The following is a 24,264-nucleotide window of genomic DNA, read 5'->3' on the forward strand; positions in this document are numbered from 1 at the left end:
TCACATGCGCACTGATTCACCGTGCTGGGCAATGTCGAGACCGACATATTCCTCTTCCTCTTCTACACGGAGTCCGATCGTCTTTTCCACAAGCATTGCAATCACATAGGTCACAACGAATGCATATACTACTGCAACACCTGCATCAATCAGCTGGATTACAAACTGGTTTACGTTTCCATATATTAACCCATCAATTCCGCATATTGCAGCGGTTGCGAATATTCCTGTTGCAATGGCACCCCAGAATCCTCCTACTCCATGTATTGCCCATGCGTCGAGGGATTCATCAAGGCCCTTCTTTAAACGGAAGAGAAGTGCAGCGTAGCAGAGCAGACCTGCAACAGCACCTATTACAATTGCGGACATTGTGTCAACAAAACCGCAGGCGGGTGTTATTGCCACAAGTCCTGCTATTGCACCTGAGATCATTCCAAGTGAGCTTGGTTTGCCCTTAATCCATGATGCTCCCATCCAGGCAAGTGCACCTGCTGAAGCTGCAACAAGTGTTACTGTGAATGCGTTTGCTGCAATTCCGTCTGCTGCCAGTTCACTTCCGGCATTGAAACCAAACCATCCAAACCAGAGCAATGCTCCACCAAGCAGGGTAAGTGGTATGTTTGCAGGCTCCATAGTCTCCTGCCCGAAACCGAGGCGTTTTCCGATTACAAGGGCAGCGGCAAGCGCTCCAAAACCGGAACTGATGTGAACAACTGTTCCGCCGGCAAAGTCAAGCGCTCCGAGCTGAGATGCCCAGCCGCCTCCCCATGCCCAGTGTGCAAGCGGGTCGTAGACCAGTGTTGTCCAGAGAAGTCCGAATACAATAAATGAACTCAGCTTCACCCTTTCAGCAAAACCTGATGTCAGGATTGCCAGTGTAAGTCCGGCAAAGACAAGCTGGAAGACCATGAACAGAATGTCAGGTATTCCGTCACCATCAAGGCCGACTCCGGCAAGACCAACGTGATCAAGTCCACCTATAAAACCCGCAATGTCGGGGCCAAATGCAAGTGAGTACCCGAAGAGAACCCACTGAATCGAAACAACCGCAAAGGCAACGAATGCAAGAGTGATCATTGAGATGACACTTTTTCTGCGAACCATTCCTGCGTAGAACAGTCCGACACCTGGTGTCATCAGCATGACCATTGCGGTACAGATTATTATAAATGCTGTATCTCCACTGTTAATCATTATTACGTCTCCATTCCGTCATTATGCATTGTGGTATATACCTTTTTACTGCAAATTCCGGATGACTGGTTTTTTGTTGTAATTTGACAGATAGAAGTTGCCTTCCACCATATTTAAATATTCCTCTCATGTCTATATAGATCACAATAATTGGGATAATATTCAGGAAAAGATTATTTTGTTGGAAACAGATGTATTAATTTCTGTCAATCAGTCTCAAAATATTAGTTGAATGGCAGAGGCTGCTGCATCAATGAAAACCAGTGGACAACTGAATAATTTGCAGGTACAAACGGATGCGGTCATTCTTCAAAGTTATGTTTATAGTGATGTAAATATGATGAATTCATATTGGTATGATAACATATCCGGTGTAACCGGATAGAAACTTCCGTTTACATATTAATATATATTTGGCTAATCCAAGTTAATTAGCAATTCGTATAATATCAATTATCAGAATCGGCGGATAGATTGAGTATGTGTGGAATTATCAGTGTAATAGATCGCTCCGGTTCGTCTATGGATGGCGGGGCGATAAAAAAAGCCCTCGCACAAATGAATGAGCGTGGAAACGGAGAGGGTGCAGGATATGCCGTTTACGGGGCATATCCTGATTATAAAGAATACTATGCCCTTCATGTCTTTTATGACAACCTTGCAGAGTCAAAGACTGCGGTTGAGGCCATACTTGAAAAGTGGGGTCACATAGAACATTCTGAAGAGATACCGACGTATGAGCAGTCAAGGCTTAAGAAAACCCAGATCCCCTGGAGGTATTTTTTCAGACCGGACGCTTCACTAATTAGTGGCGGAATTTCCGGTGAAAAGGACGCAGTAATCAGAATAATCAATACTGTTAATACTTCAGTTAATGGTGCATTGATCTTCTCCTCAGGCAAAGATGTAGGTATTTTTAAGGCATCAGGGTGGCCTGAGGAAGTTGCTGACTTTTACAGGATTGAAGATTATGAGGGATATATCTGGCTTGGACATAACAGATACCCCACAAATACAGGTGGATGGTGGGGCGGTGCACATCCTTTCAACCTTCTTGACTGTAGTGTTGTCCACAACGGTGAAATAACATCGTACGGCACAAATGTGCGCTATATTGAAAGCTTTGGCTATAAATGCACAATGCTTACAGATACCGAAGTTGTGGCATACCTGCTTGACCTTCTCGGAAGGAAGCATGAACTGCCCGTTGACCTGGCAGTCAAGGCGCTTGCGCCTCCTTTCTGGGATGAGATTGACAGGATGGATATCAGCAAAAAAGAGCTGTATACTGCCCTGAGGATGGCATATGGCTCAGCACTTATGAACGGGCCATTTGCCATTGTGGTTGCAAATTCTGACAGCATAATGGGCTTCACGGATCGTATTAAACTGAGGCCCATGGTAGCCGCAGAATATGGCGATCGTATGTATATCTCAAGCGAAGAAGCAGCAATAAGAACGATGGAGCCTGTTCTTGATTCTGTATGGATGCCAACAGCCGGAGAACCTGTTATCGGGAGGCTTAGAAGATGAGTATCGGAAGTGTTCCTGTCAAATTCAAAGTGACAATTGACAATGATCGCTGCATGCTCTGTGAACGGTGCATTGAGAACTGTTCATACGGCGTTTTCAGAAGGGAAGGGCAGAAGATAGTCCCTGACTCCAGAAAATGCACGGCATGCCACAGATGTGTTGCCATGTGCCCGCGTGATGCCATTGACCTTGAGGAGAAGCCCAATGACTACAGGAGCCATCCTCTCTGGACAAGGGAAGCCAGGGAGGCAATATATAATCAGGCGAAGAGCGGAAAGATCATTCTCTCCGGAATGGGTAATGCTCTTGATTATCCAATAATTTTTGACAGGCTTGTTCTTGATGCCTGTCAGGTTACAAATCCAAGCATTGATCCATTAAGGGAGCCGATGGAGCTTAGGACATATATCGGGAAGAAACCTGAACGGATAAATATTAAAAAGAATAATTCCGGAGATTACGATCTTAACACGGAGATTGCTCCGAATCTGAAGCTTGAAACTCCTGTGATGATTGGCCATATGAGCTATGGTGCAATATCCCTCAATGCCCAGAAGGCACTTGCAAAGGCTGTGAGCAGTGTAGGGACGTTCATGGGTACAGGAGAAGGTGGTCTTCACAAAGATCTCTACCCATACCAGAGCAATATGATTGTCCAGGTCGCATCCGGACGTTTTGGTGTTGATATCAATTACCTTGAGAGAGGTGCGGCAATTGAGATCAAGATCGGACAGGGTGCAAAGCCGGGTATCGGCGGCCACCTTCCCGGAGAGAAGGTTGCTGAAGATGTCTCAAAGACGAGGATGATTCCGCTTCACAGTGATGCAATAAGTCCTGCACCTCATCATGATATCTACAGTATTGAGGACCTGGTGCAGCTTGTAAGGAGTCTAAAGGAAGCTACAGAATGGAAAAAACCGGTCTTTGTAAAGATTGCTGCGGTTCATAATGTAGCTGCAATCGCAGCCGGAATCGCCCGTTCATCTGCTGATGCGGTAGTTATTGACGGTTTTAAGGGCGGAACAGGTGCTGCACCGAGAGTATTCCGTGACCATGTGGGCATGCCTGTAGAGGTTGCAATTGCGACAGTTGATAAGATCCTCAGAGAACAGGGCATCAGAAATGAGGTGTCAGTCATTGCAAGCGGTGGTATCCGTGACAGTGCTGATGTCACAAAGGCTGTTGCACTTGGTGCAGATGCGGTGTACATCGGTACTGCCGCACTTATTGCAATGGGCTGCCGCGTCTGCGGCTCGTGCTACAGAGGGCTTTGCCCATGGGGTATTGCAACTCAGAGGCCGGAGCTTGTCAGCCGGCTCAATCCTGATGAAGCTGCTGTAAATGTTGCAAACCTGATTAACGGGTGGACACTTGAGCTTGCAGAGCTTATGGGTGCTGCCGGTATCAATTCGATTGAAAGCCTGAGAGGAAACCGTGATCGCCTCAGAGGCTATATGCTTGATGAAGGGATTCTGGATGTTCTTGACGTAAAGATGATAGGTGCATAATCATGGCAGAAGAACTTGTAATTGATGCAGATGGCATTCACTATACCCCGCTTAATAAGATGATCAGGGGAGCCGCTGCTTCAGGCGTTAAAAAAGTTATTTTAAAGAATGTATGCGGGCAGCGCTTCATAGCAAACGGTCTTAAATGTGATGGCATTGAGATTGAGATCCAGGGTGTACCCGGCGGAGATCTCTCAATGTTCATGAACGGGCCGGAGATAACTGTCTATGGCAATGCCGATCATGCGCCGGGCAATACAATGGATGGTGGAAGGCTTATCATTCACGGAAGCACCGGAGATGCCGTTGCACACAGTATGAGAGGCGGTGAGGTGTATGTCCGGGATGATGTCGGCTACCGTGCCGGAATCCATATGAAGGCATATATGGAGAAGAAGCCCGTTCTTGTTGTTGGAGGACAGTCCCGGTCATTCCTCGGTGAATATATGGCCGGCGGAATTCTGGTTGTTCTAGGTCTTGATAAGGACTGTCCGGTTGACGGCAGAGGTGTTGGCAGTGGAATTCACGGCGGCGCAATATATCTGAGAAATGTCTCTCCCGAAGATGTTGATGCCGGAATCGGGGCTAAGGTTATTGTTGCGGATGAGGAGGATATGGAAGTGATTAAGCCATATATTCTGAATTTCTGCAGATACTTTGATGCTGATCCAGAAGAGCTGATGAACAGTCCGTTTGTCAAGATTATACCATCAAGTGCCAGACCTTTTGCAAATAAATACTGTTGGGAGTGAGATTTTTATGAAAAGAAAAAATTATGAAGATTTGAAGGCTGAAGTGTGGGATACCGGCAGATGCTCAGGCTGCGGTGCCTGTATTGCAGTTTGCCCTGCTGACGCAATTGTCTTTTCAACAGATGACGGATCTGATAATCCGGTGAACACAGGCTACTGCAAGGAAGTTGTTGACTGTGTTCCCTGCGGTGCATGCTATGCTGTATGTCCAAGAACTGATGCTGTCACAATTCCAAAGGATGTAACCGGAGAATACAGAAGGATTGTTCCGGCAAAGTCCTCCTTTGAGATTACCGGAAAGCAGAGCGGTGGTGCAGTCTCTGCCATTCTCCTTGACGGGCTTGAGCGCGGGACAATTGATGCGGTAATTACCATCTCTGAGGATGGATGGACAAGAAAACCATACTCTGTAATGATAACTTCAAAGGAAGCAATTCTTATGAAGGCCGGAAGCAGGTACAACTGGCATGTTCCTGTTCTGACTGCGTTAAACGAAGCAGTTGTAGGCAGAAAGTACTCAAAGATAGCTATAGTCGGAACTCCCTGTGTCGTTCAGGCTGCAAGGCTGATGAAAGAGAGCACAAACGATCTTGTTAAGCCGTTTGGCAATGCAATACGCCTCATTGTCGGTCTTTTCTGCACTGAGTCTTTTGATTATGATAAGTTAATGCAGGGTAAACTGAAGGCTGAAATGAACATTGAACCCTGGCAGATCAGACGAATGGATGTTAAGGGTAAACTTGAGATTACCACTGACAGGGAAGTTGTGGATCTTCCTCTTGCAGAGCTTGAAGACTGTATTAAGGAAGGATGCAGAATCTGTACTGACTTTACCGGTCTTATGTCTGACCTCTCGGCCGGATCTGTTGGTTCTGAGCCGGATTATACCACGCTTGTCATCCGGAATGATGCCGGAGAAGGTTTTGTATCCAATGCTGTTGAGAGTGGAAAGCTTGAGATCTCCGGAGAGATCAATCTTGGGCTGATTGAGAAACTCTCACGCGCAAAGCTTTCAAGGGCTTAAATAAAACATATTTTTTTAACCATACTGTGATACTTCATCTCATTTGTACGGAGGTATCGGCAGTAATGATTCCGTATATCCTGTTTACTTATCAAATCCGTTAAATGTGGATTTTTAAAGATTTTTGTTGTCAGTAATTCATTGAAGTCAGATTTCTGAAAATAGATATATGCTAAAAAAAGTTGAATTTATTTCTTTGAGCCGGCAGCGCCGACAACAATTGTGAGTGCTGTTGCGATCTCGTCAAGCTTCTCAACCGGAATTCCCATGACCATGAGATCGTCTTCTATGCCGGAGAATTTTCTCGAACCGTCACATCCGAGTGATACGTTTGGCTCGCCTGTCATGTATGGCTGTGCACATGCGTCTGCACATACTGACTGTATGCCTGAGAATTCAGCCTTGAATCTTCCGCCTGTATGGTATAGGACTGACTGTGCAAATTTCAGCAGTGAGATTGGCTGCGCAATCACTACAACTACATGCGGGTCAAAGGGTGTTTTGTCAAGCGGAGCGTAGAGTGATGCGTAGGTTACGGGTTTGTCGCCTACAGGGTTTTTGATGCGCGGTATGCTTGAGATTGTTCTGCTGCATGCTGCCCATGTATCAAACTTTCCAAGTTTGTAGTAAAATTCACCGCTCTGAAGTGTTGGTGTCAGCTCCTTTAATCCAAGTGCCCATGCACCGCCGGCGCAGAGATGCCTGTCAGGTTTTGCATAGAATATTTTGTCTTCCTTGCCTGCGGAGACAACCATCTGGCAGTGCCTTGCCGCCTCTTCAATCTCCGGAACATTCTCCGGAATTGCATCCTCTGATTTTGCAAATTTGACTGCAACAGGTTTTATCCTGAGGTGCAGGTTGTCAACAAGTGTCTTTGATATCGTTTCATAATCAATTTTTGTTCTCATTTCGTCAGCCATTTTATATCACCATTAATTTTTCTTTTTTGATTGAATTTATAATCCTAAGTTCTCCAGAACATAGATAAAACCTGCCCCAAGAATCAGTATGACTGGTATGAGGTATGCAGGTTTTATCCCAAGCATCTCCGGGACTGTTGTATAGCTCATCTTTTTGTATATGAGGAGGTTTTCTTTTATCTTCGGATAGATGAGTGCAAATAGTCCTGCTCCGAGCATTATGCCTATTATGCCAAAGAAGGCATCAAGGGAACCCTGCCCCAGTGCACCTGCGACAGTGCCCGGGCATAGTCCAAGTACTGCAAACCCGGCACCGAATATCAGCCCGCCGATTACAATAGTTGATACCGAACCGATGTTAATATGCAGTTTTGCATGTTTCAGGTGAATCAGAAGATATACTCCCGGCATCCCGACAAGAATTGCAGTCACCATCAGTTTGACAACCGTAAAATCAGTCAGGAGCAGCTGTCCCAGAATGACATCATAATAGGTGACACCACCCTTTTGCAGGAAGATTCCAAATGCTATGCCTGTAATCAGCCCCAAAATCAGCTGGAATGTCCTGTTTTTGTGATAATCCGAAAGCATTTCAGGTAACTCCGTATATGACAAATGCTGTGGCAATTCCTCCGGCAAACATGAATACAACGGTCAGAATGCTTGTAATATTCATCTGTGTAATTCCGGATATTCCATGCCCGCTTGTGCACCCTCCGGCAAATCTCGCTCCGAATCCCAGAAGTATTCCCCCGGCAGCAGCGAAGAGTGCCCTTAGAAGAGCGTTGTCGCCAAATCTGACCGCAAACATATCAGGCACCATGGATATGGCAAAGATGCCGGATGTCCAGGCTGAGATGAATGCGCCTATGATTATTCCGAGGACAAGCATGACCTGCCAGTCTATGCCTGGTACAAATTTTTCATAGTAAGGATTATCCTCTCTTTTCCCTTTTTTGAATGTGCCTCTTATCATTCCAAATGCCCTTAAATACGAAGTGGAACATCCAAGTGGTTTATCTGCAAAAGCAAATGATATCCAGCTTAATACACCAATTCCTGCACCGGCGATGTAGGGTGACCACTGCTCTGCTGTCAGAATTTCCAACATTTTAATCAGGTTTTCCTCATACTTATTAGATTATAAATATTGGCCTCATCTTTTTGGGCTGAAATATTTATTCCGGAGTTCTCAGGCAGGATGTCATTTCAAACATCCTTGAAATGTATTTTTGCATTAAGAGATATTATATCTTTTGGTTTCTAATATCTTTGAAATGACTTCTGCTGATTATGAAAGCTATGGAGATGATGTCCCACGGGAAATAATTGAGGAAATTGAGGCCAGAGGTGGCATTGAGGGTATAAAAATGAGCCTGCCGGATGATGAATGCTCTGAAAATCAGGCGATAATGCACAGGGCCTGCACCGATCCTGTGCGCCTTAAGATACTGGCGCTCCTGAGCGGAGGGCCGCTCTGTGTCTGTGCAATAAAGGATGCCCTTGAGCTTCCGGATTCAAAACTGTCATACCACCTCAATGTCTTAAAAAAAGCCGGTCTGATCTCCGGAAGGCAGAAATACCGCTGGATTATTTACAGTCTTACTGAACAGGGAGAGATCTGGACCGGATGCGTATGCCGCAGCCGTGATGCTGTCAGTGCCGGACAAAAGATCTGATGCCGGAGAATTGTCCCGTGCAGATTCAGCCAAATGGTAACAGAGAGCAGATTTTTTCATATGATTCCCGGAAATTCTGACATACAGATTCAGCAGATGTTAATCATATTGGATCCATACATTAAAAGGAAATAATATGGATAATGTCCCGCTGAAATTTGTAAACCATAAGATTGAGGAGAATGCCACAAAGGTCACATACAGGCCTGCTGAAAATACCGGTACAGTAATATACAATCTTTCGCTGATTGACAGTGCTGACTACGAATTTGCGGTTGGCATTTTCAGGGAAGCCTTCAGGGCCGGACTTGTAGTGAGTGACAGGGTTTCATTTTTAAAAGAGGGAGATGAGATTGAATCATATAAAATTCCGGAGGGTAAGACCGGCATATGTACAATATGCAGTATGACACTTGATTCTCTGCTTCTCAGAAAAGGTATTCCTATAAATCCCATTGGCGGTGGCATGGTTGAAATTGAAAATATGGTTCCCAGACGGTTCACTGCAATGCTGAAATATGAATATACCACCATTGATCCGATTTCGGTTATGATCTCGCAGGGTAATACAAAGGTGAATGAGGTAATTAAAAACGGCAATGGTTCAATCACCGGAAATATCAGGGAATTTCATATGGAAGCCGAAAGTACGGTCTTTGGTGTTATTGAGGAGCTGAATTCATCCGGATTTACGGGTGTCCTCGATGTCGGTGCACCTAATACGTCACTGCTTGGTGTGCCGGTCACTCCGAACTATCAGGGCTTTGCAATGATAGGCGGCACAAATCCGGTTGCGGCAATTATTGAGTCCGGCAGAAGTGCTGAAGTCAGGTCAATGAAGGGCCTGATTGATATTGGTAAGATAAATTATCTCTCTGATTACTGATAATTTTCTATTTTTTCACCGGATTTTTGGCTGTAAAAATAATCTGTCTGCCTGACTGAACCTCTGAAAATTCAGTGGCCTGTGGACTTGTGGAGGTTGCTCCGGGGTATGAAGCAGGAAGCCTCTGGTCTTTAGCCCAGAGGTGGTTCACTTAAATTCAAATTTAGAATATGAAATATTTCCTGCACCGATCTCGGTTTTAATATTGTATCCTCTCTCAATTCCACAGCCAATCAGGTTCATTCCGGAATATGCTATTATTGAGGTTCTGTAAGGATCCGGCCTGACATTCATCACTCCGCAGCCGGTTGTCACCGGAAATCTGAATCCTGCTTTCTGCATTGAGGCTGCAATTGACATTACTGATACCTCAGAACTTTCAGGAATTTCGCGCACATTTGCAAGCATTGTTCCGTTTCCTGTCTGTGTGGTTTCACTGATAGAAGTCATGCCGGAATTTATAAAGAGCATCAGCGGGTCCACTGTCGTTCCCCGGTATCCAATCAGCTCAGTAAAGCCCATTGGTCTGTTATCCCTGACTTTCATTGTGCCTCCGAATGCCATTCGCACAGGAATGCCGTTCTTCTGGAGGATGCCATCCATTGTTACACTGCATACAGTGATGAAACCAACGTGGCCCTTGGGTATCCTTGGATCACTGTCAATTATTTTATATGATGTAAAGAATCCGTAATCTGATCTGATTACATCATCAAATGCTTTTGTGACTCCTTCTGCCTCTTCTTCAGGAACAAAGGAGAGGTTGTATGCAACATTTCCTGTGCAGGTTTCCGGGTCAAAATTGCTCCGGAATGCAAGTTTTTCAAGCTTTGATATTACAAATCCCACCCTTTCATCCACAAGGGCATTTTCAGATTCTGCGATTCCGGCTTTTGTAAGAACCCGGCCTCTGTTTCCTATCTTTCTTGTAAATCCTGTATCGTCAAGATAACTCAGGTAATACTGCACTGCCCTGTCTGTCAGTACAAAACCCCGTGCTGCCATCATCTCAGAGAGTCTTTTTGCTCCGACAGGTTCCTGGTAATCTTTCAGAATCCTTAATATTTCAATACATTTTCTCTCAGATCTGACAAAACTCATGGTGTGGTAAAAGCTCCTTATATTGTTGATGAAAAATCCGGATGGCCCGCTGATTCTTCTATTTATGTATAATTAATTGTTCTGAACCGGATATAATATATCTGTATTCAAAAAAAGTGGTGTCCATGCTGCAAATCCGCAAAAAAATATATTTAATGTCTGCCCAAACGGGCATCATATTCTCCTGTCCGGCAGGTGGGCCGGTTTTCCGGATGGTTCTTCCTGACGTATGTCTGTTATTACCGGCAGGGTGTGAATTAATATCTGGTGAGATACTGTTCAACTTCCCACGGGTGGACTGCTGTTCTGTATGAATCCCATTCCATCTCTGCGATTGAATTCAGGCCCTCTGTGACATGTTTTCCACATGTACTGCAGAGCAGATCATCTTCCATAAAGTGCCTGTTTGCTGTGATGAGGTCACCTGGCAGTGTGTCTATGTGCGCCTGCTGTCTTTCAGCTTCTGTCATATGGAAGATGTTCTTGCTTGCGTCTGCCGGAGGTTCGATCTCATTCTTTATTCCCTCAATTCCGGCTGCAAGGATTGATGCAAAGGTCAGGTACGGGTTGCAGGTCGGATCAGGGCTGCGCAGCTCAATTCTGGTTGAATTTCCTCTTGGTGCAGGGACACGGACTAAGGCTGTCCTGTTTGATGCACTCCATGCGATGTAAACCGGAGCTTCATATCCGGGGACAAGGCGTTTGTAGGAGTTTACTGTAGGATTTGCAACTCTGGTTATACTCTTTGCATGGTTGAGCACACCTGCAATGAAGTGCTGTGACACTTTTGAAAGCTGAAGTGGTGCATCAGGGTCGAAGAATGCATTCTTGCCATCTTTGAAGAGCGAACAGTTCACGTGCATTCCGCTTCCGTTTATTCCATAAACCGGTTTTGCCATGAATGTTGCATGCAGGTTGTTTAGAAGTGCAATTGTCTTTGTTGCGAACCGGAATGTTACCACATTGTCCGCGGTCTTCAGTGCATCGCCGTATTTGAAGTCTATTTCATGCTGACTCTCTGCCACTTCATGGTGTGATGCCTCTATCTCAAAGCCCATATCTGTAAGTGCCAGTATGATGTCGCGCCTTACATTCTCTGCAAGGTCAGTCGGTGCGAGGTCAAAGTAGCCGCCATGGTCCTGAAATTCTACACTTGGTTCTCCGTTTATCATCTTAAAGAGGAAGAACTCAAGCTCCGGACCTGTGTTGAATGTGTATCCCATCTCTGCTGCTTCAGCAAGGGTCTTTTTCAGGATATATCTTGGATCACCTTCAAACGGAGTTCCGTCAGGTCTGTGGACATCACAGATAAATCGTGCAACACGGGCTTCTTCCGGTCTCCACGGCAGGACTGTATATGTGCTGTGGTCGGGCCTGAGCAGCATATCAGACTCTTCAATGCGGGCAAATCCTTCTATTGATGAACCATCAAAGGATATTCCCTGTGTGAGTGCTTTTTCGGCCTGCATGGCAGGTATCGCGACATTTTTTATCTGGCCCTGGATGTCTGAAAACTGAAGTCTGATGAATTTGACTTTGTCTTTCTCTATCTTTTCCAGCATTCTGGATATTTCTGACATGATTATTACTTGAAAAAAGGTGTATTTATATTTTTCCCGACTTTCAATTTAGCCCGGATATGATCTATATAGATCTAAATATTGATTGTTATTGGCGTATGGCCTGCTTATTTGTCATTCTGAGTTCATTACGTAATAATTTATGGATGTTTCGCATATTACTCCGGAGTATTCGCTCACTCTTTTAAAGTTTTCAACTATGTATGCAAACGGAACAATTCCCGGTTTGTTTGTATCGAAGAAATCATAGGATATTTTATTACATTTCTTTTTGAATTCTTCTATCTCTGCCAGTGTATTATTTGTGAGGTTTATATCTTCGTTAATGAAGGATTTTACGGATGAATTGAGGAGATTTATGGATTCATATGATAATCGGGTAAGGGTGTCCATCATTTTTCTTTCAACGGGGGTGTAAAGGAGTGATTTTATGTTTTCCGCGATATGAACTATCTGATCGCCCACTCTTTCGAGCACTCTTGATATCTGGAGATAGTGGATGGCATTGTCCACATTTATTCCCATTTCCCTTGACAGTGAGACATTTTTTAATAGGAGGTTGTACTGCCTTGAGATCAGCCAGTACATTCTGTTTATATCTCTGTCTCTCAGTATTATGTCATCAGTAAGCTCGCTGTCGCGGGTTTTTAATGCAAAGATGGAATCTTTTGTCATTCCTTCAATGATGACAGTCATTCTTGAAATTACGTTTTCAAACGGCATTTCTCCCGGATTCAGGAGATCCTTTATCACAATCGTCTTTTCAGTCTCTTCTGAGACCTCCTGGCCGATTGAGATCTGGATGAACATTCTGACAACTCTGTGGGCAAAAGAGGGAAGTCTTGTCTGTGATTTTATTTTTATCCGGTTATATCCTGTGACGTAAGCTCCTATGAGTAGTCTGTACAGTACATCCGGATCTTTTATTTCCTTCATATCGAACTCTTTTTCTCTCTCTGCTGCTTTGCCCGATATTTTTGGAGTTATTGTGAGGGTGCCGTCCGGCTGAACAATGAGTCCGAGGGGATCATTTTTTTTAATGTCTGATTTCCTGATCCAGTCTTTTGGCAGGGAGACTATATACGAAGATCCGCCGGTTATCTGAACTTTTCTTATTTCCATGCCTGTTTCACCGTTTTATTGTAGATACGGGTTTTTTAGAATTCTGAAATTCCTGTTATTTTCCGGATTTATTTTTCTGAAACCCTGATCTGTTTCAATCTATATATTATTTTAAAATAGTATATAATCTTCTGGTTTGGCCTCTTTTTTTCACTCACCTGTCTCTGTTAATGATTGTTTTTTTGGGTGCGGGTTTTCTGCTCCACACAGGATTTTTATGGGCTGCCGCAGATGTGAGCGGTATATTCTGATGGTATGCTGCATTTCGGGGCAGGTGTTGATGCTTATGCTGATGCTGTGAAGACTAAGGCTGAGTGTTATGCAGCTAAATGCTAAGGGCTGGTGTGGGTGCTTCTGCTGCGAAATATTCCGGTTTGTGCAGGTGAAAAATTATGAATGATCTGAAAAAAGTGTTCCTTCCGGAAAAATTATGTTCCGGACATTATGTGTGTGGTGTGGAGTGGAGTAGTGTGGAGTGGAGTAGTGTGGAGTGGAGTAGTGTGGAGTGGAGTAGTGTGGAGTGGAGTAGTGTGGTCTGGTGCGTGAATTTGTGGCAGTAGTGGAGATGCAGAGGCAGGTTTGTATATGGGTGTGTTGATTGGCAGGAATGTTGCTATATGTGATGCTATGTGGTGGTGTGCGGGAATGTTGCTATATGTGATGTTATGTGGTGGTGTGCGGGAATGTTGCTATATGTGATGCTATGTGGTGGTGTGCGGGAATGTGCCGTTTGTTCTGAAAATAGATTTTGTGGTTATTTATTGATTATATCATTGTATATCTCTGCGAATGGTGAGTATTTTCTGAAAAAGTCATGCAGAAATACTGAAAATTCCTCACTGTAACAGTCTTCTCCTGAAAATACATTATATCCTTTATTCATTGATTTTCTGACATGCCTGCCAAGTCCTGACTGGAGAACTTCGGGTGAATTCAGTATCTCTTTGGAATTTTTGTATTTTCTCTCAATCTCAACGTAATATCTTGCATTTTCTATGTATGGCCCTGCGTAGGTATTGCCAAGATGTTTGTGGAAGAACTTTTCTGCATGTACTCTGTTCCAGAGAGGCGGGCCTTCACGTTTTATAATTCCCGGAAGATTTTCGTTTAACAGTTCAAAGAGAAGTATGCAGTTGTCTTCTCCCATATATTCGCTGTATCTGCTGACTGAAAATCCGTTTCTCTCAAGCATCTCCTCAATGCCCAATACACTCTTTCTGAGCTGTGGCACTACAATGTCGGGGATTGCATTGGGCGTTTTAAAGACAATTGCGTGGATTGATGTGCCCCTCTCTGCAATTATCTCTTTAAATTCCTCTTCTGTGAGTGCATTCTTTTTCCGGACCTCAAAAAAGATCTCCGAGGGCATTTCAAGATATCCCCTTGCATATTCGGAGAACTCGGCCATCTTTGATGCCGAGAGTGATGCCGCGACATTTCTTCCCGGATCGACGGGATCAACGACAGTCAGTGGCTCATCAAAATCTTTTGTTCTGTGATCTTCAATGTCAATTACCAGACCCGGTTTCCATTCGGATGCCGCTGCTTTTATGAAATTTCCAAATCCGCCGTAATGGTAAACCAGAAGTTCGCAGAGATATCCTGCAAACCCTTCCGTCATATGATCTGAGCCGTACACTCCGCATGATTTTGCAAACCTTTTTGCAAGTAGGATGTCATCCGTAAGTCCGGTCACTTTCTCTTTTATATATCTTGTATGAAATGGGGTTCTGTCAACTGCGCTGAGGATATTTGCTGTTGATCTGATATTATAGCACGGGACAAGATCGATGTCAAACCCTTTGATATTTGTATTGATGTACGGGTGTTCTGCGTATTTTTCAACCGGAACTCCGCCGAATCTGGCAGTTATCTCTTTTGCCAGAGAGAGTCCCTTCTTCTCAAGGTCCTCTCTTGTGACAGACGGGTCAAAGAGCATGAATACGTCAAGATCCCGGTCGCCTGATACCCAGGTGTCGCGTGCAATTGATCCTACAACCATACCTGTTGCATCTTCACTCCTGTCAACTTCGGCAAGCAGTTCTAAGGCTACAGATTCCACTCTGTCCCGCTCTTCCTGCTTTGGCCTGATCGTCAGAAGTATGTTATCTTCGATTTTTGAATATTTCAAAACTTTACCTCCAGAATATCTTCGTACACCGGCCCCTGTGGTGTCAGTGTGCTCTTTTTGAGGTATATCGCTGAAACCTGAAATCTCTCCGGACTGAAACTGAAGTTGTCCTTACAGTTTCTGTAAATTATCTCTTTTAATCCGGGTTCGTATTTTTTAATCCTTGCAAGGGTTGCGTGTGCTTTAAAATCCCTCTTCTCCTTAGGTATGCCTGCCTGGCTGAGCAGTTCCTCAACGGCGCTGAAGAGTTCTTCTGATTCGCCTTCGTCAGTGCAGGGGATCCATATCACCCGCGGGTTTCTTCTGCTGTTTAACTCCGGTTTTCCGGTAGCCATTTCAAAAGGGTTAAAGGAGAGTTTTTTTAGGGCGGTGATAATTTCACTGAGTTTATCCTCATTCACTTCTCCTATGAATTTCAGAGTGATATGTGCAATATCCGGATGTACAAATGTAAGTTTTGCATCTGATTCTTTCAATATGTTATGAACTGTATGGAACTGCTCCTTTATCTCCGGCGGCAGTTCAATTGCCACAAATACCCTTGCCATATCGTTAATATTTGTCCGGCAGTTAAGATGAATTATTCCAATGTTTTGTGAGACATTTGTGGGAAATTTCTGTCTGCCGGAAGATGGGCGTTTGCATCTGCCGGTTTAAAACTGATGGTGGTCGGACATCTGTTTGATTGTCCTAAAATCTGCATATGTTGCTTTTTTTTGAATATAATCAATAAATATTCATTTTTACGGCCGGTGAAAATATTTCGTGATGGATGCGCATGAGTACGAATATATGTCATCATAAACAATAATGTACAGCTATCTACCGGAGGTTTTTTTATTGGGAGAAAATTTAAATATTGTAGTATATACTCTTGAAGTCTGTCCAAATTGTGAATTATTGAAGACTTTTATTAAAGCAAATGGTTTTGAATATTCTGAGCTTGATCTCTCAGATCCAGCTAATATGACTGAACTTCGCCTTAACAATGTCTTTGTCAGGGAAGCGCCTGTTCTTCAGGTGGAGGATACTTTCCTTACATCATCAGAGATTTTTAAAGAGGGTTCAGTAAACGTGGATGTTGTCCTTCCTCTGATAAAAGGTGATTAACTGATGCCGGGAGAAAAAGACCGGGCCTCAAGACAGAAGACCCTTGATGGATTTACTCTCCCTCCGCTTCCGAAAGTCAGGACCTCAACCGGCCATATAATAGACTGGGACCGGGAGAGAATAGTCCGGATGATTCTGAAGGAATCACTTCTTTTAGAGGAGTTTTATGGGGGGAAAGCCGCAGATGAGGAGCTTGCAAGGGATATTGCCAGAAATGTTGAGCAGAAGATCCTTAAAATGGGGCTGAAATTCCTGAGCGGGCCGCTAATCAGGGAAATTCTGAATATCACACTCATTGAAAATGATCTTCACGAATACAGGAATGTTCTTACAAGAGTGGGCACGCCTGTGTACGATGCCCACATGATCGATGTCGGAAAGGGTTTTGAGTCCAAGGATAACGCAAATCTCCAGGAGAACGCTGAGACTTCGCATAAGAAGAAGGCTGACAAGATCAGTAAAGAGCAGTATCTTCTCCAGCTGCCGCCTGAACTTGCAGATTATCACCTCCGTGGCGACATGCACATTCATGACCTGGAATACTTTGGTACCAGGCCGTTCTGCATTGACGGCAGCACTGTCATTCCAATGAGGTCTGCCGGCCGTATCCGGAGTGTGCGGCCTGATGAACTGGCTTTCTCAGGAGATACCCTGCGTACTGATGATCTTGAACTTCTTACAAAGAAGGGCTGGGCCTGTGTGGATAAGGTTACCCGGCGTAAGGTGAATGACGGAGAACTGATCCGGATAAAGACATCGGGTGGCCGCTCACTGTCCGTCACAAAAGAGCACAGGATTCCGGTGCAGAAAGATGAAGGGATGGTTATCAGGAAAGCAGAGGATATAGTAAAGGGTGATATACTCTATGCAATCTCAGATTCAGATTCTGTCCGTGGCGAACCTGTCAGTGAGATTGATCTCATTCATGAACTGATTACATCTGTTCCCGATGACCTGCTGGAAGGGATTTATGTACGGGGAGCCGGAGAATATTTCTCCTCTGTTGTGGAGGCTGGTGAAGCTGAATCATTCCGGGGAATCTCAGAAGCCCTTGGCATCACCCACCAGAAGCAGTGGTATTCCAGGGGTATAATGCCAATCAGGCATTATCTTGAGTTCTGTAATCATTACGGGATAACTGAGAGATCAGGTGTCACAGTCGGGGCGACCGGAAGCACTCATGATCTCCCGGCCATTCTTCCTGTTACTCCTGATCTTATGCGTCTGCTTGGTTTCTTTGTATCAGAAGGAAATTACAATGCTTACCCTGAAAAGGGACAGTATAATCTCGCTATCACAGAAAACCACCAGTCAGCAGCAATCCAGGCATCAGTAACAGAGACCCTGAATACATTTGCAACAGTTACACAGCCTGTTGATGATATAACTACAATTTATGGGGCAGAAGTTGAAAGAAAGCGTGCACTACAGGTATATTTCGGAGGAAAGCTGGTTTATCTGCTATTCCGGTTTGTCTTTAATATTCCTGAAGGAAGTGTGCAGAAACGCCTGCCATGGATAGTCTATCATGCTGATGATGCCCTGCTGCGTGAATTCCTCTCAGCGCTCTTTACCGGAGATGGATCTGCATATTACAGACCGGAAAAATCTGATTGTATTGTTAATTATACAACAGCTTCTGAGTCACTTCGCCAGGAGCTTACACTCCTTCTGACATCACTTGGAATACATCCACATATTACAGAACTGTACAGTGATGATTCCGAGCGCCGGACCCTGTACCGGGTTCAGTTCCAGGGCAGAAAGAATGTTGGAATCTTTTCGGAATATGCTTCATTCCTCGATGAGCGCCAGGCTCATATTGACAGTTTTATTGCAGACTGCCATGAGATCAAAAGTGCCGGCAGACCGGAAAGTGTGGTTTCAGTTGAGCCTGACATCCCTTCCGGATCATATGTTTATGATCTCTTCCTGAAAGGTGATGGGAGCGAGGAGAGCCATACATTTTTTGCATCAGACGGGCTTTTGATTCATAACTGTCAGGACTGGGATCTCAGGTATTTCTTCTACTATGGTCTGATGCCGGATGGAAACGGGACAAAAGCCTCAGTTGCAGGGCCTGCAAAGAGGGCTGAAGTGGCAGTGCTTCATGCCGTTAAGGCTCTTGGGAGTGCCCAGACCAATTTTGCCGGTGGGCAGGGCTATTACAACTTCCTGACATTCCTGGCACCTTATTTTGAGGGTCTGGATTATGAATCCATTCTGCAGCTTATGCAGATGTTTGTCTATGAGATGACCCAGATGATGGTTGCAAGGGGCGGGCAGGTTGTATTCTCTTCAGTGCAGTTAAGCCCCGGGGTTCCAAAACTCTGGAAGGATAAGCCCTGCATATACAAAGGAAAAATCTGGGATGGTGAACAGGCACCTCTGAAGGTTTACGGTGATTTCGAGAAGGAAGTCAGGCTCCTGTTCAGGGCGCTTATGGAAGTCATGCTTGAGGGTGACTACTGGGGCAAACCGTTCAACTTCCCCAAACCTGAAGTGAGCATAGAGCCGGATTTCATGGACGAAGATGAGGAGTTCAACCGGAATAATCCCGGAATACCTTCTTACAGGGATTTATACCTCTTAACTTTTGAGCTTGCATCCAAATTCGGCACACCATATTATGACAATCAGATACCGGCGTATCGTGGCGCAGGCGAAGGTATATCATGCTATCAGTGCTGCGCCTACCAGTTTTCATCAATGGCTGATGATGACGATCACTTCGATGATAAACTCATATTCAAAGACGGGAAGCATTTCTCGATGGGTTCATGGCAGGTTGTCTCTGTCAACTGTCCAAGAGCAGCATACAAGGCTGAGGGCAGTGACGAGGCACTGTTTTCAGAACTGAAGAGGCTGATGGATGTAGCCACTGAGATCTTTAAGATTAAGAGACGCTGGATGGATAATATCCGTGCAAAGGGCAGAATGCCTTTTGCAATGCAGAGGCCGAAGGACCCCAATGATCCTGACAGTGAGATCAGGGGTGAAGTCGCAGTAGATCTTGAAGGTCTGGTCTATACTGTCGGTATTGTCGGTGTAAACGAGATGGTTAAGCATCATACCGGGTATGAACTGCATGAAAACCGTGAGGCATTTAAGCTTGCTGTCCGTGCGATGACTGAGATGGAGCTTTATGCAAAGGAGATCTCATCAAGGCAGGGGATGACCATTGCACTTGCAAGGACTCCTGCTGAGACCACCGGACAGAGGTTTGCAGTGGCTGATCTGATTGAGAGTAATTTCCATGATTATGCGGCTGATGTCGTAAAAGGAGATCTTAAGTCTGCTCTTGAAAACCTTGGAGAATCTTTTGATCTGCCGGTCTATTACACAAACGGCACCCACGTATCACCCGGAGCTGATGTAACACTTACAAAGAGAATGGAGATTGAGCATGTCTTCTTCCCGATAGTTGACGGTGGCAATATATTCCATATCTGGCTTGGTGAGGCAAGGCCCGATCCAAGGGGGCTTATGGATATGGCCATGAATCTCTGTAAAAACACCCAGATCGGATATTTTGCATTCACAAGGGATCTGACTGTGTCCTTAAAGCAGTTTACTGAATATAAGCCCGAAGATGAGAAAGAACCAGTATTTTCTCCGGTTGACAGCGGTATCCGGGTGTGAAGATATGTTTGATATCGACAGGGATATTCTCTCTATAGATATAGGGAAAGGAACCCAGGATATTCTTTTTTTTAACCCGGAAAAACCCGTTGAAAACTCAGTTAAATTTGTTCTTCCCTCTCCGAATGTTGTTGTCGGAAGGGAGATTATGGCGGCAGTAAAGACCGGGCGGCCCATTCACCTGAAGGGTTTTACTATGGGCGGCGGGAACTGTGTAAAGGCAGTGACTGATGCAGTAAATTCCGGAACAGAAGTAACGGCAACTGAGGAGGCCGCACTTACAATAAGGGACAATCCTGATGCTGTGCGTGAAAAAGGGATTGTAATAACATCTGATGCGCCTTCTGATGCCATTGTTATTGAGACCAGGGATTTTATGGAGAGGGAGATAAAAGGTGTCTTTGACTCCTTCTCTCTTGAATATCCCAAAAATTTTGCCTTTGCAGTTCAGGATCATGGGTTTTCTCCGGATATGAGCAACAGGCTATACAGGATGAATCTCTTCAGGGGACTTTTGGATGAGCATGACTGGAGTATCAACTCTCTGACATCAGATCCTCCGCATCCTTCAATGACGAGGATGCAGTCAGTATTAAAGCAGGCACCGGGAAGTCTTGTGACAGATACCGGCCCTGCGGCAATAATGGGTGCATTGTGTGATCCTGTTGTGAAGAAGATGTCAGAATCCGGTCTTGTGCTTGTCAATGCCGGAAACGGGCATACGCTTGTCTTTACGATTAAGGGCAGTGAGATATACGGGATATTTGAGCATCATACAGGAAGGCTCTCAACTTCCGGTCTGCTTAAGTATATTGAGGAGCTTAAGAGAGGCACAATTTCCGGGAAGGAAGTCTTTGATGACAACGGGCATGGTGCGGAGGTGAGAAAGCCTCTGCTGACTGATAATATTGCAGTTACCGGGCCTAACAGGCTTAATCTTCTTCCGGATGCCTACCAGGCTGCACCGTATGGCGATATGATGCTCTCCGGATGTTTTGGCCTTCTCAGATTCTGGGAAGAGCTTAGAGGGTGAACTACGCCACGCTTTCGAAGGGAGACTTCTCGCTTAATCTGTTAAAGTTTTGAATTTTGCAGGCGGTAATTATAGTCCCTCACCATACTTTTATTAATAACTTCCGCTTATGATTTGATATGCCCAGGCCTGAAAAAATTTCTATTATACATCATATGACTATAGAAGGACTGAATATACAAATTACTAAATTAGAGACAAACACAAAAGTGTTAAACAGATTACATTTTATAAAACATCGGTATAGTGGATATAGTGTTGAAAAAGCAGCTGAAATGGTCGGAGTATCCCATAATACAGGTTACATTTGGCAACGGAGATGGAATGAAATAGGTTATAATGGTTTAATTCCTCGCTATGCCGGAGGGAAACCATCAAAACTTTCAGATGAAGAGAAGGAGGATTTATTAGTTAAATTAAAACTAAAGAACCATTGGGCCACTAATGAGGTTAGAAATCTAATAAAACAGGAATATAATGTTGAATATTCAACTAAACAAATAAGATTAATACTCAAAAAATTTGGAATGAAGTATTCTAAACCATATCCATTAGATTACAGAAGGCCAGCTGATGCTGAGGAAATTCTAAAAAAAAATATTGGGGATATTGAAAAAGGCACTATAATTGGTTTTTTTGATGAATCATCTCCACAAACCACGTCAAACTCGCAAAAATTGTGGTATTTCAACAAGGTTCCTTTAATCAAAAATACAACCAAATACAAAGCAAACACATTTGGTTTCTATGCAATCAATGGCAAATCAGTTTTAGAGTTTATGGAACATTCAAAAAAAGAAGATGTATGTTCCTTTTTAGAGGATATAAGAAATCAAAATCCTGAAATACCAATATTGATTGTCTTGGATAACTCTAGATCTCATAGGGCAAATCTTACTATAGAAACTTCTGAAAAGTTAGGCATAAAATTAGCTTTTTTACCCCCATATTCTCCGGATCTTAATCCAATTGAATTCATTTGGAAGAGTATAAAACGAGTTATTTCAGAAACGTTCATCTATAATTTGGAATATATGAAGGATATAATAAAGAGTAATTTCCTAATCTACAGTAGTAAAAAAAGTTATGCTGGAAGTTGGATGAAAAAATTTCTTCCTGAGGAATATATTTAATAAACCATAGGTACTGGACTATAGTAAATGGTCACCTGAAATTAATCAGTTGTGATTATAATTAACCGCCTTTTTTTATGTTCCTGAAATTACTTATAAATAAAAACAGAATCAAATTGTTCCCATGGAAAGGCAGGATTTAATATTTTTTATCGGCGCAATTGCCATAGTAGTAATTCTGGCTCTTGTTGTAAAGCCGTTAATAAACGGAGACCCGATTATTCCCCTGCCTGAAGAATCAAATGATACAATATCAGTCCCGCAGCAGATTCCTGTTCCGCAGGGCGCTATGGATAATCCCTATTCTCCGTCCCTTTCAGTAAATCCTACAGCAGCATCTACTCCTGAATGGGACGGGCAGACTCCGAGAGAGGTGCAGTTTGTAGATCCCTCAACTTACAATATGCAGTGGGAGTCTCAGCTCAAAGACTTTGGGTTCAATGTCCCTGCTGATGAGGAGATAAATGAGACATATGTCACATATGCCGAGATCAACGGTCAGTGGGATGCTACAACTCAGATATTCAATATTCCGTATCCATACTGGATTATGGATGTGACGCTGGAGGATTTTGGTTCTGTTGGTGGTGAGGGTGCAGAAGCAGGTCAGCAGTTCTATCTCACCCCTTCAATAAACATTCAGGTGATGGATGCCGATAAGCCAAACGGCGTTGAATATATCCTTAATACCATGACTGAAGCCCCTCTGCCGGAGGAAGTACTTCTGGAAGGCGTGGATGAATCCGGGGCAACAATTGAGAGGGGAGTGTTTGAAGGTTTCATCTGGCGGCATGAATTTTATGAAGGATTTGGGAATTATTACTTCATAATCCACCCGAATATGCTTCAGTCCTATAAGATAGAGATTAAAATTCCGGCCGGTTATGTCTGATCTGTGTCAGCTTCAGAGTAGTTCCGGTGCGTGCCGGAATTAAAAAAGAGATCTGGATTTGAGCTGAGTCCTGAAAATTCCGGTCTGAAATTTTATTTTTATTTCAGATATTCAGCTTTATTGAGATATTTGGTTTTTTGCATCAGTTTTGTAATTTTTGTAACTTTTTTGCAGATATACTGTGAACAGCTATAAATTCCCTGATAATTTTAGCTGCAACCATTGCAGTCTGGCCTGAATCTGTCGGGCAGACCTCTACATAATCAAATGCAGATGCGTAAGGACCGATCTTTCTGATAACATCTCTGATGTCAAATGTGTCAAGCCCGAACGGTTCAGGTGTTCCAAGTCCGGGAGTCAGGCAGCAGTCGATGGCATCTGCATCAACGGACAGGTAGGTTTTTCTTCCGGAGATTATGCTGATTATTTCATCACAGATTGCAGCTATGCCCCTTCTTCTGACATCATCAGGAGAATAGAGATGAATCCTGTCATTGTCCTGTGCAAGCCGGAATTCTTCTTCAGGGCCGCTTCGTGCGCCGATGATGAATATCTCTGCGCCCATATCAAAGGCCCTTCTGGTGACACAGGCGTGGTTGAAGGGAGTACTGCCGAATTCATCCCTTAAATCCAGGTGGGCATCGCAGACTACATAGCATTCGGGCCTTATGGCATTCATCGCACCTATTGTCAGTGAATGCTCTCCACCGAGAATTACCGGGAATTTATTGTCTTCTGTGAAGTCACGCACTGCTGATTCAACTTCGCATACCACCATCTCAGGAACGGTTGATATTTCAAGATCACCCATGTCGCATACCGCAATTTCAGAGAAATGTATATCTAAATCCGGAAGGTATGTCTCAAAATTCCAGGATGCTTCTCTTATGGCCTTGGGGCCAAGCCTTGTTCCAGGAAGGTACGATGTTGTTCCGTCATAAGGCACACCAAACATTATATAATCAGCATCAGCATATTCGGACTCTGCATCTGCAAAAAAAGGTTTTAGAAAGTATTGCATTTT

Annotated in this window: 21 protein-coding genes; 11 read left to right on the top strand and 10 right to left on the bottom strand. The window is 44.1% G+C overall.

Going from position 1 to position 24,264, the window contains the following annotated elements:
- Positions 1-1,194, bottom strand: a complete 1,194-nt coding sequence (locus L6E24_RS13855; RefSeq protein WP_308219131.1) for an ammonium transporter — start codon at positions 1,192-1,194, stop codon at positions 1-3.
- Between the two features lie 480 nt (positions 1,195-1,674).
- Between L6E24_RS13855 and L6E24_RS13860 the strand changes: the two genes are divergently transcribed.
- Genes L6E24_RS13860 through L6E24_RS13875 form a run of 4 tightly spaced genes read left to right on the top strand, consistent with a single transcriptional unit; the run spans position 1,675 to position 6,011 of the window.
- Positions 1,675-2,727 carry a class II glutamine amidotransferase gene (locus tag L6E24_RS13860; protein ID WP_257742540.1) on the top strand — a complete coding sequence of 351 codons (1,053 nt, stop codon included), beginning with the start codon at positions 1,675-1,677 and terminating at the stop codon, positions 2,725-2,727.
- On the top strand, positions 2,724-4,235 hold the full coding sequence (locus tag L6E24_RS13865) for a glutamate synthase-related protein (RefSeq protein ID WP_257742541.1): 1,512 nt from the start codon (positions 2,724-2,726) through the stop codon (positions 4,233-4,235). The genes L6E24_RS13860 and L6E24_RS13865 overlap by 4 nt, the downstream gene beginning before the upstream one ends.
- A 2-nt stretch (positions 4,236-4,237) precedes the next feature.
- The gene (locus L6E24_RS13870) at positions 4,238-4,987 is read left to right on the top strand and encodes a GltB/FmdC/FwdC-like GXGXG domain-containing protein (RefSeq protein WP_257742542.1); all 750 of its coding nucleotides are present in this window, start codon (positions 4,238-4,240) and stop codon (positions 4,985-4,987) included.
- A gap of 7 nt (positions 4,988-4,994) precedes the next feature.
- A complete protein-coding gene (locus tag L6E24_RS13875) occupies positions 4,995-6,011 on the top strand; it encodes a Coenzyme F420 hydrogenase/dehydrogenase, beta subunit C-terminal domain (RefSeq protein ID WP_257742543.1) in 1,017 nt (338 codons plus the stop codon).
- A 188-nt stretch (positions 6,012-6,199) separates the two neighbouring features.
- On the opposite strand, the gene L6E24_RS13880 is transcribed toward L6E24_RS13875, so the two are convergent.
- The 3 genes from L6E24_RS13880 to L6E24_RS13890 are packed head-to-tail and all read right to left on the bottom strand — an operon-like array spanning position 6,200 to position 8,042.
- Entirely contained in the window at positions 6,200-6,931 is a 732-nt protein-coding gene (locus L6E24_RS13880; RefSeq protein WP_257742544.1) for a DUF169 domain-containing protein, read from the bottom strand.
- A gap of 36 nt (positions 6,932-6,967) precedes the next feature.
- On the bottom strand, positions 6,968-7,522 hold the full coding sequence (locus L6E24_RS13885; RefSeq protein WP_257742545.1) for a YeeE/YedE thiosulfate transporter family protein: 555 nt from the start codon (positions 7,520-7,522) through the stop codon (positions 6,968-6,970).
- Between the two features lies 1 nt (position 7,523).
- A complete protein-coding gene (locus L6E24_RS13890) occupies positions 7,524-8,042 on the bottom strand; it encodes a YeeE/YedE thiosulfate transporter family protein (protein ID WP_257742546.1) in 519 nt (172 codons plus the stop codon).
- 166 nt (positions 8,043-8,208) lie between these two features.
- Here L6E24_RS13890 and L6E24_RS13895 point away from each other — a divergent pair, with 166 nt between their 5' ends.
- Both L6E24_RS13895 and L6E24_RS13900 read left to right on the top strand, forming a co-directional pair.
- Positions 8,209-8,610: an ArsR/SmtB family transcription factor gene (locus L6E24_RS13895; protein ID WP_257742547.1), complete on the top strand. Its 402-nt coding sequence runs from the start codon at positions 8,209-8,211 to the stop codon at positions 8,608-8,610.
- A gap of 136 nt (positions 8,611-8,746) precedes the next feature.
- Positions 8,747-9,496, top strand: coding sequence for a DUF128 domain-containing protein (locus tag L6E24_RS13900; protein ID WP_257742548.1), 750 nt, complete (start codon positions 8,747-8,749; stop codon positions 9,494-9,496).
- Between the two features lie 147 nt (positions 9,497-9,643).
- On the opposite strand, the gene L6E24_RS13905 is transcribed toward L6E24_RS13900, so the two are convergent.
- The 5 genes from L6E24_RS13905 to thpR form a co-directional block, all read right to left on the bottom strand.
- Positions 9,644-10,597: a DUF128 domain-containing protein gene (locus L6E24_RS13905; RefSeq protein WP_257742549.1), complete on the bottom strand. Its 954-nt coding sequence runs from the start codon at positions 10,595-10,597 to the stop codon at positions 9,644-9,646.
- Between the two features lie 257 nt (positions 10,598-10,854).
- Entirely contained in the window at positions 10,855-12,159 is a 1,305-nt protein-coding gene (gene glnA, locus L6E24_RS13910) for a type I glutamate--ammonia ligase (RefSeq protein ID WP_373021081.1), read from the bottom strand.
- A 132-nt stretch (positions 12,160-12,291) separates the two neighbouring features.
- Positions 12,292-13,299 carry a phosphate signaling complex PhoU family protein gene (locus L6E24_RS13915; RefSeq protein ID WP_257742551.1) on the bottom strand — a complete coding sequence of 336 codons (1,008 nt, stop codon included), beginning with the start codon at positions 13,297-13,299 and terminating at the stop codon, positions 12,292-12,294.
- A gap of 754 nt (positions 13,300-14,053) precedes the next feature.
- Positions 14,054-15,430, bottom strand: coding sequence for a CCA tRNA nucleotidyltransferase (cca, locus tag L6E24_RS13920; protein ID WP_257742552.1), 1,377 nt, complete (start codon positions 15,428-15,430; stop codon positions 14,054-14,056).
- Positions 15,427-15,978: an RNA 2',3'-cyclic phosphodiesterase gene (gene thpR, locus L6E24_RS13925; RefSeq protein WP_257742553.1), complete on the bottom strand. Its 552-nt coding sequence runs from the start codon at positions 15,976-15,978 to the stop codon at positions 15,427-15,429. Before thpR ends, cca begins: the two co-directional genes overlap by 4 nt.
- 292 nt (positions 15,979-16,270) lie before the next feature.
- On the opposite strand from thpR, the gene L6E24_RS13930 reads away from it, so the two are divergent.
- The 5 genes from L6E24_RS13930 (at position 16,271) to L6E24_RS13950 (ending at position 23,240) form a co-directional block, all read left to right on the top strand.
- Positions 16,271-16,540, top strand: a complete 270-nt coding sequence (locus L6E24_RS13930) for a glutaredoxin family protein (RefSeq protein ID WP_257742554.1) — start codon at positions 16,271-16,273, stop codon at positions 16,538-16,540.
- A gap of 3 nt (positions 16,541-16,543) precedes the next feature.
- Positions 16,544-20,182 carry an anaerobic ribonucleoside-triphosphate reductase gene (nrdD, locus tag L6E24_RS13935; protein ID WP_257742555.1) on the top strand — a complete coding sequence of 1,213 codons (3,639 nt, stop codon included), beginning with the start codon at positions 16,544-16,546 and terminating at the stop codon, positions 20,180-20,182.
- 4 nt (positions 20,183-20,186) lie between these two features.
- A complete protein-coding gene (locus L6E24_RS13940) occupies positions 20,187-21,215 on the top strand; it encodes a DUF1786 domain-containing protein (RefSeq protein WP_257742556.1) in 1,029 nt (342 codons plus the stop codon).
- 119 nt (positions 21,216-21,334) lie between these two features.
- Positions 21,335-22,348: an IS630 family transposase gene (locus L6E24_RS13945; RefSeq protein ID WP_257742557.1), complete on the top strand. Its 1,014-nt coding sequence runs from the start codon at positions 21,335-21,337 to the stop codon at positions 22,346-22,348.
- A 124-nt stretch (positions 22,349-22,472) separates the two neighbouring features.
- Positions 22,473-23,240: a hypothetical protein gene (locus tag L6E24_RS13950; RefSeq protein WP_257742558.1), complete on the top strand. Its 768-nt coding sequence runs from the start codon at positions 22,473-22,475 to the stop codon at positions 23,238-23,240.
- A gap of 142 nt (positions 23,241-23,382) precedes the next feature.
- Here the strand turns inward: L6E24_RS13950 and speB are convergent, their stop codons facing one another.
- A complete protein-coding gene (gene speB / locus L6E24_RS13955; protein ID WP_257742559.1) occupies positions 23,383-24,261 on the bottom strand; it encodes an agmatinase in 879 nt (292 codons plus the stop codon).
- Positions 24,262-24,264 lie beyond the last annotated feature (3 nt).

It is taken from the genome of Methanoplanus endosymbiosus, assembly GCF_024662215.1.
GTDB classification, from domain to species: domain Archaea; phylum Halobacteriota; class Methanomicrobia; order Methanomicrobiales; family Methanomicrobiaceae; genus Methanoplanus; species Methanoplanus endosymbiosus.